Source organism: Acidimicrobiia bacterium, assembly GCA_035471805.1.
GTDB lineage: Bacteria > Actinomycetota > Acidimicrobiia > Spongiisociales > JAHEDJ01 > JAHEDJ01.
Genome location: DATIPS010000038.1, coordinates 22328 through 31527, shown reverse-complemented (window position 1 = coordinate 31527; position 9200 = coordinate 22328). Strand labels below are relative to the sequence as shown.

General features: G+C 63.8%; 11 protein-coding genes and 1 pseudogene. 8 read left to right on the top strand and 4 right to left on the bottom strand.

Features of this window, described 5'->3' with window-relative positions; all coding sequences use genetic code 11:
* The 4 genes from VLT15_08330 to VLT15_08315 form a co-directional block, all read left to right on the top strand.
* Positions 1-761: hypothetical protein (locus VLT15_08330; protein ID HSR45221.1), on the top strand; the 761-nt coding region annotated here is incomplete at its 5' end.
* Positions 758-1612 (top strand): ubiquinol-cytochrome c reductase iron-sulfur subunit, encoded by an 855-nt coding sequence (locus VLT15_08325; protein ID HSR45220.1) that lies wholly within the window; start codon positions 758-760, stop codon positions 1610-1612. The genes VLT15_08330 and VLT15_08325, both read left to right, overlap by 4 nt.
* Positions 1613-3058, top strand: coding sequence for a c-type cytochrome (locus tag VLT15_08320; GenBank protein ID HSR45219.1), 1446 nt, complete (start codon positions 1613-1615; stop codon positions 3056-3058).
* Between the two features lies 1 nt (position 3059).
* The gene (locus VLT15_08315) at positions 3060-3428 is read left to right on the top strand and encodes a sugar transferase (protein HSR45218.1); all 369 of its coding nucleotides are present in this window, start codon (positions 3060-3062) and stop codon (positions 3426-3428) included.
* A 54-nt stretch (positions 3429-3482) separates the two neighbouring features.
* Here the strand turns inward: VLT15_08315 and VLT15_08310 are convergent, their stop codons facing one another.
* Positions 3483-4112, bottom strand: coding sequence for a redox-sensing transcriptional repressor Rex (locus tag VLT15_08310; protein ID HSR45217.1), 630 nt, complete (start codon positions 4110-4112; stop codon positions 3483-3485).
* Positions 4113-4188: 76 nt separating this feature from the next.
* Here VLT15_08310 and VLT15_08305 point away from each other — a divergent pair, with 76 nt between their 5' ends.
* Positions 4189-5427 carry a geranylgeranyl reductase family protein gene (locus VLT15_08305; protein ID HSR45216.1) on the top strand — a complete coding sequence of 413 codons (1239 nt, stop codon included), beginning with the start codon at positions 4189-4191 and terminating at the stop codon, positions 5425-5427.
* Between the two features lie 8 nt (positions 5428-5435).
* Here the strand turns inward: VLT15_08305 and VLT15_08300 are convergent, their stop codons facing one another.
* The 3 genes from VLT15_08300 to VLT15_08290 form a co-directional block, all read right to left on the bottom strand.
* A complete protein-coding gene (locus tag VLT15_08300; GenBank protein ID HSR45215.1) occupies positions 5436-6347 on the bottom strand; it encodes a DMT family transporter in 912 nt (303 codons plus the stop codon).
* Positions 6348-6372: 25 nt separating this feature from the next.
* Positions 6373-6681 carry a hypothetical protein gene (locus VLT15_08295; GenBank protein HSR45214.1) on the bottom strand — a complete coding sequence of 103 codons (309 nt, stop codon included), beginning with the start codon at positions 6679-6681 and terminating at the stop codon, positions 6373-6375.
* Between the two features lie 78 nt (positions 6682-6759).
* On the bottom strand, positions 6760-7599 hold the full coding sequence (locus tag VLT15_08290; protein ID HSR45213.1) for an LLM class flavin-dependent oxidoreductase: 840 nt from the start codon (positions 7597-7599) through the stop codon (positions 6760-6762).
* 175 nt (positions 7600-7774) lie between these two features.
* On the opposite strand from VLT15_08290, the gene VLT15_08285 reads away from it, so the two are divergent.
* The 3 genes and pseudogenes from VLT15_08285 to VLT15_08275 all read left to right on the top strand — a co-directional run bounded on the left by VLT15_08285 (position 7775) and on the right by VLT15_08275 (position 9200).
* A complete protein-coding gene (locus tag VLT15_08285) occupies positions 7775-8191 on the top strand; it encodes an NADH-quinone oxidoreductase subunit A (GenBank protein HSR45212.1) in 417 nt (138 codons plus the stop codon).
* A pseudogene (locus VLT15_08280) lies at positions 8191-8652 on the top strand (NADH-quinone oxidoreductase subunit B family protein). Before VLT15_08285 ends, VLT15_08280 begins: the two are co-directional and overlap by 1 nt.
* Before the next feature lie 8 nt (positions 8653-8660).
* Positions 8661-9200, top strand: a complete 540-nt coding sequence (locus VLT15_08275) for an NADH-quinone oxidoreductase subunit C (protein HSR45211.1) — start codon at positions 8661-8663, stop codon at positions 9198-9200.

Here is a 9200-nt window from a genome sequence, read left to right as displayed (position 1 = left end):
CCGGTGAACTCGATTACGCGGCGGCCGCCGGTGCTGCCGGTATGCCCGAGAAGTTGTTCAGGCGGAGTGTCGAGGCGAAGGCGAAGGCAAAGGGTGTGGATCCGGCGGTTGTGCTGGCCGAGATGACCGGCGCAGAGCCGCCTCCCGCCGCGGCAGCGGCTCCGGCTCCGGCGGCTGCGCCGGCACCCGTCCCCGCCGCAGCGCCGGCGGCCCCCGCGACTGCCACGATTCCCAAGGACGTGCGGCCCCAGCGTTTGCTCACCGTCGTCAAAGCCAGGGCGATCCAGCAGGTCAAGACGACGCCTACCGACAAGGTGAGCACATGGCCACACCTTCTGCTCATCGAGTTCGTGGCCCTCCTGGCGATGACCGCGCTGCTCATCATCATGTCGGTGGTCATTCAGGCACCGTTGCTGGAGGCAGCCAACGGCAACGTGACGCCGAACCCGTCAAAGGCGCCCTGGTACTTCCTCGGTTTGCAGGAGTTGTTGACCTACTTCGATCCCCAGATCGCAGGCGTTACCGTCCCCACGATCATCGGCTTGATCGGATTCATGGCCATTCCGTACATCGATCGCAACCCGTCCAACAACCCGACCGATCGCAAGTTCGCCATCTTCATGTACACCTTTTTCATCATGGGTTCGGCTGCCCTCACGATCATCGGCACGCTGTTTCGTGGAAAGGGGTTCAACTTCACCTATCCATGGTCGGATGGGATCTTCTTCGACGACCTCAAGGACTGGATCACTTTCGAATGACGGCCACTCAGGTAGTTCTCGTTGCGATCACCGCCGTAGCCGTTCTGGCCGCCCTGGCTGCCTTCTCCATCGCGTCCCGTCGGACCGGTTCGGACTGGAGAGCCGACATGGACGGGCGGGCGCTGCGGTCCGATCGATCCAGGGTACCGGCGACCGTCGCCGCTCCCGTCGAAGCCGCGGCAGAGGAGCCTCCGGAAGCGCCGGCCGGGCGGCCCGAACCGGAGACGGTCCATGCGGTCGAGGTCGTGCGGGTCGAAGAAGTGTCGCCGGAGGAAGCCGGCGTCACGCGGCGACAGTTCTTCAATCGGGCCACGCTGGCACTGTTTGGAACGTTCTCGCTGGGTCTGGGCGGCAGCATGCTGGCATTCGCCTGGCCGAACCTGAAGGGCGGGTTCGGGACGGACATCGACGCCGGGACCGTCGATGAGATTCGCGCGCAGGTCTTTCAGGCGGACGGTTCGATAACGCCGCTGTTCCGTCCCGACGCACGCGCCTATATCGTGCCGATCACAGACGATGAGCTCAACGGCAGCCAGTTCTTCGACAAGGGCCTGGCGGCCGGCGGTTTCATGGCGCTGTTTCAACGCTGCGTTCACCTGGGCTGCCGGGTCCCGTGGTGCAACACGTCCCAGGGATTCGAGTGTCCCTGCCACGGCTCGAAGTACAACTACACGGGTGAGTACGAAGCCGGGCCGGCTCCCCGCAACCTCGACCGGTTCGTTGTGGAGTTGCGCGACGACCGCTTCATAATAAGGACCGGTCAGATCATCGAATCTCCGCGGGCGCCCGAGAAGTCGGTGGCATATCCACAGGGTCCTTCGTGCATCGCCATCGAGAGTGCGGGGGCTTAGGTGTCCGGAAGCCTGATCATCGCCATCGTGTCGGCAGCCGTCATTTCCTGGCTGGCCTACATCCTGTCGGCAACCATGAGGAAAGAAGAGAAACCCGATCCCGGGCCGAACCGGCGTGTTCCTATCTCCGACGAAGTCCTCGAAACCAAACGTCTGGACAAGTGGCTGGCGGCCGCGGTCGTGTTCTCTGGGTTCCTCGCGGTGTCGCTGCCTCTCTATTTCCTCACCGAACAGAACCGGCAGGAGAGCTTCGTGGAGGCGTTCAGCGAGGATGCCGTCGAGCGTGGCCATCACCTCGTTGAGGAGTTCGCCTGTGAGAGCTGCCACGGTCCCGGCTTTGTCGGCGGTGCCGCCTCCTACGTCGAGAAGCGCAGCGACATCTCGGTCGGCTGGGCCGCCCCGGCCCTCGACGACATCTTCTACCGGTACGATCCGGCCGAGGTCAGATTCTGGCTCGAATACGGAAGAGCGAACAGCCCGATGCCCGCCTGGGGTTTGGCCGGGAACGGCCCGATGAACGACCAGCAGCTCGACGACCTGGTCGCCTACCTGTCGTCGATTCAGATCGATCAGGCTGAAGCTCTAGCCAAGGCCGACACGGGGGTCACGGTCGCGTTGAATCGGCTTACCAATGCGGCCACCAGCGTCGAGCAGGCGGTGGCCGAACAAGAGACCTTGATCGCTGAGATTGAATCGGCGCCCTCACTGTTGCCGGTGGTGGAGGGCTACCTGGAGCGGGCGCGGCAAGCTCTCGATTCCGCCGAGTCCGGGCGCGATACCGACGACGACGGGGTTTCCGATGCGGCCGAGACCGATATCGAGCGAGTGATGGCAGAGGCAGCAGACGCCGGCATCACCTTCGGAGGATCCGCCGTCAGCGCCGTCGCGCTGGATCCGAGCAACCCGGAGACCACGTTCGGAGTGCCCGACAGGCAGGCGGCTCGCACCGCCGTTTCTTCCCTCAACTCTCTCGCCACCAACCTTCGGACGACCGCGGACAATCAGGAGCAGCTGCTGAGAAGGGCCCGGTCGGGCCTGGATTATCTTCTCGCCGCGCAAGAGAAAGAACTGTGGGCAGTCGATATCCAGGGCGTAGCCGACGCCACGTTCGACGGAAACGTCGCCGATGCCGAGAGGGCGGTCGGGTTGTTCAACTCGTATTGTGCCCGGTGCCACACCGCCGGATACTCTGCCGGTGTCGCCTACACGCAGGAGACCGGGTCGGGTGCTCTGGGGCCGGCACTCTGGAACGGGCGGGCCAATGTCCAGTTCGAGTCGGCCGAGGATATGGCCGATTTCATCGCGAACGGGTCGGAGCTCGGGAAACCATATGGGGTCAACGGGCAGGGGAGGGGGTTCATGCCGGGATTCGGCATGGTCCTGACTCAGGATGACCTCGAGTTGATCATTCAATACTTGCGCGGCGAAACGTTGCGGGGGTTCTGACATGCGTGAACTGTTCCGCGAAATCCTCTCGGCCAATCTCACCTTCACCGGCATCGTCCTCACGGCGCTCTCGTTCCTGGTGTTCTTCGGCAGCGGCTACCTGCTGCTCTACACGAACCTGGGCAAGCGCCTCGGCTTTCTCATCGCCGGTGCCGGTGTGTTCGGTTGGGGGGCGATCAACAGTCTTCTGTTCGTGCTCTACGCGCCGCGCGGGCCGCGGCCTGCCGACTTCGAGGGTCTCAATGCGTGGGAGATCCGCCTGATTCCGGTCACGTGGATGGTGGTATCGGCGATCTTGTTCGCCGGATTCCTGGTTGCCCTGAATCGTCTCGAAGAGGATGAGGAAGGCGGCAAGACAACCCAGGCATGAAGGTGCCGCCTCTCCGACGTCGCTCTCCCCGGCGGGGAGCCGCTTCGCAGGCGGCTAGGCCTTGTCTTGACGCAGGTAGTAGCCCAGAATCTGCAACTCCGTTGACAGGTCGACGCGGCGCACATCCGCTTGTTCGACCTGCAGGACGGTCTGGGCGAAGTTGAGGATCGACCGAACCCCGCACTGCTCCAACTGCGTAGCGACGTCCTGTGCCACTGCGGCAGGCGTGGCGATGATTCCGATCTCCACGTTGTTCCCGGCGATGTCGGCGGGCATATGGCGCACATCGCGAACTACGAGGTCCCCGATGTTTGAGCCGATAATCCCCGGGTCGGCGTCGTAGAGGCCGACGATGTGGAACCGCTGCTCGCCGAATCCGTCGTAGTTGGCCAGGGCTGCACCCAGGTTGCCGATCCCGACTATGACGACCGCGAAATCCCTGGTCAGCCCCAGAGCCACACGGATCTGCTCGCCCAGCTCGGCGCTGTCGTAGCCGACCCCCCGTACACCGTGAGCACCGAGGAACGACATATCCTTGCGGACCTTGGCGGCGTTCACGTTTACGCGGCGCGCCAGCATCTCGGATGAAACCGTGCAGATGCCTTCCGCCGAAAGAACTTCAAGGGCATGCAGATAGAGCGGGAGCCGGGCCACCGTCGCTTTGGGCATCGTGACCGAATTCACAATCCGAATATACCCGGGTTGATACGTGAACCTTCAATTCACGATGACCCCCGGCGGCGGGTAGGCTGCCGCCCTGATGACATCTCCAGGCGTGGTCGTCGTCGGCGGGGGACCGGCAGGTGCCGCTGCCGCTTTCTGGCTGGCGAAAGCCGGTCATTCCGTTACGTTGGTGGAGAAGAAGGCCTTTCCGCGTGAGAAGACCTGTGGTGATGGTCTGACTCCCCGGGCTATCTACCAGCTGCAGGATCTGGGATTCGACTTCGATGTTCCCGGGTTCCACCGTGTGCACGGCCTTCGCTCTTACGCGGGAGACAATCTCAAGCTCGAGATGAACTGGCCGGACCACTCCATATTCCCGAATTGGGGCGGAGTGATACGCCGGTCCGATCTCGACCATCAGGTGGCCATGCTGGTCGAGAAACAAGGCGCCACGGTGAGGGACGAGGTCGAGGCGAAACCGGTGCTGGAAGGCGGCCGGCTCGCCGGCGTCGAGTTGCACCACGACGGCGAAGTGGAAGTGCTGAACCCCAAGGTCGTGGTCGTGGCCGACGGCTCGCTCAGCCGGTTCGGGTGGAGTCTCGGGACGAGCCGCCGGCGCGACTATCCCCTGGGATTGGCCGCCCGCGGGTATTTCTCGTCGCCCCGCTCGGACGATGGTTTCATCGAGAGCCAGCTCGACATCCGCGACGAGTCCGGCGCGGCGATGCCTGGTTATGGATGGGTCTTTCCGCTCGGGGACGGCACAGTCAACGTCGGCGTCGGGTTGCTGTCCACTTTCAAACGGTGGAAGCACGTGAACACGAACGAGATGATGGATGCCTACGTCCGGTCCGCCCCCGGCTACTGGGAGCTGTCGGAGGAGACTCAGCTGACCAGACCCCGGGGCGGGAAGCTGACCATGGCGCTGTCCGTTGGGCCGCTGGCCGGTCCGAACTGGGTCGTGGCCGGGGACGCGGCCGGAGCGATCAACCCGTGGAACGGAGAGGGTATCTCCTACGCCTACGAGACCGGCCGCATTGCGGCCGACCACGTGTCGGCCGCGCTGGCTGCGGATGATCTATCCCTCCTGCAACGCTACCCGCAGTTTCTTCAGGACACCTACGGCGACTACTACAAGATGGCCCGCTTGTTCGTCAAGGCAATAGGTCAGCCGTGGGTCATGCGAACCCTGACGCACACCGGCTTGCGCTCCAAGCCTCTGATGGAATGGGTTCTGAAGGTGATGGCCAACCTGCTCGAGCCTGAAGAAAGGTCGATCGGCGATCAGGCCTACCGGATGCTCGAGGCCATGGTGAGGGCAGCCCCCCGCATCTGAAGCAGCGGTCAGCGCTCCGCCCGACTCACCAGATATGCACCGAGGATGGTGACGGCGACGCCGGCCAGTTGGACGGCTTCGACCCTTTCGTCGAGCACGAGGAATCCGAGCGCCAGGGCGACGATGGGGACCATGTAGGCGACGATGGAACCGCGTGCCGCCCCGACCCGGCCGGCCAGCGCCAGCTGGGTGGCGCGCACCGTGCCGGTACCCATCACTCCGAGGAACACGACCGCCAAAACGGGAACCCACTGGAACGAAGACCGATTCAGCCCCGAGAGTCCGACGGGAAGAAGGGCTACGGTCGCGACCGCGAGGGTGCGCAGCGTGACGGCCATTGCTCCGTATCTCTGCTGGAGCGGAACGAGCAGATTGTTCGCGAGTCCGTAGGCGGCGACCGCAATCAAGACATAGCCGATTCCCAGTGCCGAGCCGACTTCGCCTCCCAGAGAAGGAAGCGCCAGCAGCACGATTCCCAGAAAGCCCGTGGCGAGCCCGATCCGCTGCCTGACACCGGGCAGTCGACGGGTCAGCAGGGTGGCGAAGGTGGCGGTCGCGATCGGGATGCCGCTCACGAGCATGCCCGCGACTGCGGAAGAGATGTGCTCTTCAGAAGCTGCGAACAGCCAGGCCGGGGCCGCCTGGCCGACGACCCCCAGGAATACGATCCGTCCCCAGTCGGACCGAGGGATGGGAGCTCGCGCCCGGGTGAATACAACGAGGGCTGCCGTGCCGAATGCCACTCTGCCGACTGCGATCATGCCCGGGGTGAGAGACCGCAGGCCGAGCGCCATCCAGAGGAAGGCCGATCCGAACACGAGCGCGTTGAAGATCGCGAGAGCCCAGTGTGAGGGAGTGAAAGCCTCGCGGTGGGTTCCGTCGGAAGTTGTGAACAGGGCCGTTCTGGGCGGCTGCGTCACGGGATTCGGAGACGGAGATTGGAGGTCACGCCGGAGTCGGCGGTTCTCTGCGGAGGCGCTCCTGGACATCGTCGAGTTCGAGGATGCGCTGGGCGCTGTCGAGGTGTTCCTGCTCGATGCGAGCGACCCGCTCCTGAGCTTCGATCTCCTTCATCCGGAGTTCGTGGCGGTGGTTCATCAGAGACTTGGCTGCCATGCTTATCGCTCCGATCAGCACGACGGCGCCGAACATCCAGCCGATCCACGACGTGTCGCGCAGGATGGCGAGGACCGGAATCGACAACGCCGCCAGAGGGATCAGGATCCAGATGTTGTCGCTGCGGTGGTCGCTCATCGGCTGAAGGCTAGCTGTCTTCTTTCTCGGCAATACTGTTGATCCTGGACAACAACAGTATTGCGGAGAAAATGGGGTTCAGCTGGGCGGGCCCGACCTGATCACGTCCCGCCAGTCGTCGAAGCCGGGGCCCGGGTAGCCGATCGACTCCATCCACCACGTTGCACCGAGAGCTGCGTAGGCGTCGAGGTCGGCGTCGCCGTAGTAGAGCCTCGAACCCATTGCGATCATTTCAAACGGACCGTCCCCGGAGCGTTCACTCTTCACGAAAGCCGCTATCTCCGCGAACTCATCCACCGATGGTTCGTGGAACCCGAGTTCACCTCCGACGACGATCGGAACGACCCCGTCCCATCTCACAGCCCTGCGTAGGGGCCGGCGGTTCGGCCAGGCGGCTGCAACCCAGATCGGAATTCGGGGGACCTGTACCGGTGCGGGCAGGAATCCCGGGCCCCGGGCCGTGAAGGCCGGCCCCCGGTGGTCGAGGGTCTCGCCACTCCACATGCTGGTTATGACTTCCAGGCCTTCGTCGAGCAGGTCTGCCCGCGCACGGCTTCCGGACACTTCACCGAGCCACTCGAAGTCGGCGGTCGGAGGTTCGCCCAATCCGACGCCGAACACCAGCCTTCCGCCCGACAGGTGGTCGAGTGTCACGGTCTCGCGGGCCAGCTTGTGGGGACGCCGACGCGCAACCGGCGTGACCATCGGCCCCAACCGGATACGCCCGGTTGAGGCGGCGATCGCTCCGAAGGCAACCCAGGGATCAAGCACCGGCACCGAGAAGTCGTCGAACAAGCGCACATGGTCCCAAACGAAGAATCCGTCCCATCCGGCTTCCTCCGCTTCGCGGGCGAGCTCGATGAGCACAGTCGGGTCTCCGAAGCTGCCGAAGTTGGGAACGGACAGGGCCGTCTTCATGGTCGTTGTTCCCTCGCTGCGGTTGACAAGCCGCGCTATTCACCTCTCCGCGAAAAACTAGCGAAGGGCGACACGTGACTCGCGGCCCGCCGGTAAGCGACTTTCGGCCCCTCCATGGGTTTTTACCGCGCCTGGTCAACCTCTAGTCTTGCTTCGGGAAAGAAGAGGAGCTCCGTTGGATTTGGCCGCGTATTTGCCGGTGGCGTTCATGTTCCTGCTCGTGCTGGCCTTCGCCGCCGTCGCTCTTCTGCTGTCCAGACTTGCTTCTCCCAGTCGTCCTACGCCCGAGAAGCTTGCTCCCTACGAATGCGGGATCGTTCCCGAAGTGGAACCCGTGCAGCGGTTCCCGGTCAAGTTCTATCTCGTGGCGATGCTGTTCGTGATCTTCGATATCGAGATCATCTTCCTGTTTGCCTGGGCCGTGAACTTCCGTGAACTCGGATGGTTCGGCGTTGCCTCGGTGGGCATCTTCACCCTGCTGGTCCTCGAGACGCTGGGCTACGTCTGGAAACGTGGGGCTCTCGACTGGAACATCCCGCGGAGGGCTCGCCAGGAATACCCGGGAACCACGGTCGACGGCGAGGCCGCCTGATGGCGACGCCCACGAACCCTCCCGGATTCCTTCTCGCCAACCTCGACAAGGTCAAGCACTGGGCCCAGACGAGATCCATGTTCCCGGTCACTTTCGGCCTGGCCTGTTGCGCAATCGAGATGATGGCAACCGGAGCCGGCCACTACGACCTCGCCCGCTTCGGCATGGAAGTCTTCCGCGCCTCCCCCCGTCAGGCCGACCTCATGATCGTGGCCGGCCGCCTCTCGCAGAAGATGGCCCCGGTGCTTCGCCAGGTCTACGACCAGATGCCGGAGCCCAAATGGGTCATCTCAATGGGCGCCTGCGCCTCGACCGGCGGCATGTTCAACAACTACGCCCTCGTGCAGGGCGTGGACCAAATCGTTCCGGTCGACATCTACATCCCCGGCTGCCCGCCCGGTCCACAATCACTCATGCACGGGATCCTGACGCTGCACGACAAGATAATGAGTGGGGAGTTGGCTCGCTGATGGTCGACGACCAGTCCGTAGAGACCCCGGAAGAAGGCGGCCGCCCCGTGGCTCGGGCCCTTCCCGACCACCCGGTTCTGCTCGCGCTTGCCGAGCAGTTCGACGAGATCGAATGGATCCGGTCCGGCGATCAGGACGTGTTCTTCGTTCCGAAGGACCACGTCCGGCAGGTGGCTCAGGCGGCGAAGGACGCAGGGTTCGAGTTGCTCTCCGACCTGACGGTTGCCGACTACTTCCGCAAGAAGGAACCGCGTTTCGAGCTCGTCATCAACCTCTTGTCCATGCAGCACAAAGTCCGGATTCGACTGCGCGTTCCCGTACCGGTCGACGATGCGCAGGTTCCCTCCCTCGTGCCGGTATACGCCGGGGCCAACTTCTACGAACGGGAAGCCTTCGACATGTTCGGGCTCACGTTCGACGGTCATCCGGATCTCTCGCGCATCCTCATGCCCGACGAGTGGGAGGGGCACCCGCTGCGCAAAGACTTCGGGCTGGGTTCGGTTCCGGTTCAGTTCAAAGAATCGCATCAGGTGAGATGA